The organism is Streptomyces polyasparticus, assembly GCF_014493765.1.
GTDB lineage: Bacteria > Actinomycetota > Actinomycetes > Streptomycetales > Streptomycetaceae > Streptomyces > Streptomyces polyasparticus.
In genome coordinates, this window is record NZ_JACTVJ010000120.1 from 1 (window position 1) to 959 (window position 959).

Below are 959 nucleotides of genomic sequence, written 5' to 3' on the forward strand. Positions count from 1 at the left end.
CATTGCGCAGAGAACTTGCACCGCTGCCAGGCCGCGCCGGGCATGACCGTGTGGACCGCGGCGGCCAGAGCGGAGTGTTGGTCGGTGATCACGAGGCGGACGCGAGACAGGCCGCGTTCACGTAGCGAGCGCAGGAACTCCTTCCAGAACGCCTCGCTCTCGCTGTCGCCGGCCATCAAGGCCCAGCTCCTCGCGATTGCCGTCCTCGGTGATGCCGGTGGCGACCACGACAGCCCGCGAGACGAGCTGGTGATTGACCCGCGCCATACAGTACGTCGCGTCCAGATGGTTGTAGGGGGGAGCGGACATGATCCAGCGGGCGGGTGCGGAACACGGTCAGCGGCTCGTCGAGGGCCGCGCAGATCCTGGACACCTGCGACTTGGAGATGCCACTGTCTCCGCCCAACGCCTTGACCAGGTTATCCACGCTGCGGCTGGAGACACCGGCGCGTATGCCTTGATGATCACGGTGTACAGGGCGTGGTTGATCCGGCGCCGCCGTTCCAGCAGCGACGAGAAGACGGTGCCGGTACGGCCTTGGGGATCTCCAAGGCCCGGTCGCCTGCGAACGTGGGCAGCACCTTTTCGCGATGCCCGTGACGGATGTCGGTCCGGGGCGGCGTGTACTCGTTCCACTCCGCACCGAAGTGGGCACCCGCCCCGGCCTCGATCAGCTCCTGCACCATCTGTTCCGCAATGGCGCGAATCAACTCGATTCCATCGGTCGACCGTAGTGACTCAAGCAGCCGTATCAGCTCAGACCGGGACAGGGCCATCGTGCACTCCACGCGGTTGAACTGCCCGTTCACCACCGAGAGTTACACGATGGCCCGCCGCGCAGTCAGCGAGCGGTACCCAGACACAGGAGTACGCCCCGCACAGACACCCGCACACTCCCAGCCGCTGGCCCAGAACACCACGACGAAGGACACCATCCCCCGACCTCACACCGAACACCG

At 66.0% G+C, this 959-nt stretch carries 1 pseudogene; it reads right to left on the minus strand.

Annotated elements, in window-relative coordinates:
• A pseudogene (locus H9Y04_RS48935) lies at positions 1-776 on the minus strand (IS256 family transposase); the annotation flags it as partial.
• Positions 777-959: the final 183 nt, after the last annotated feature.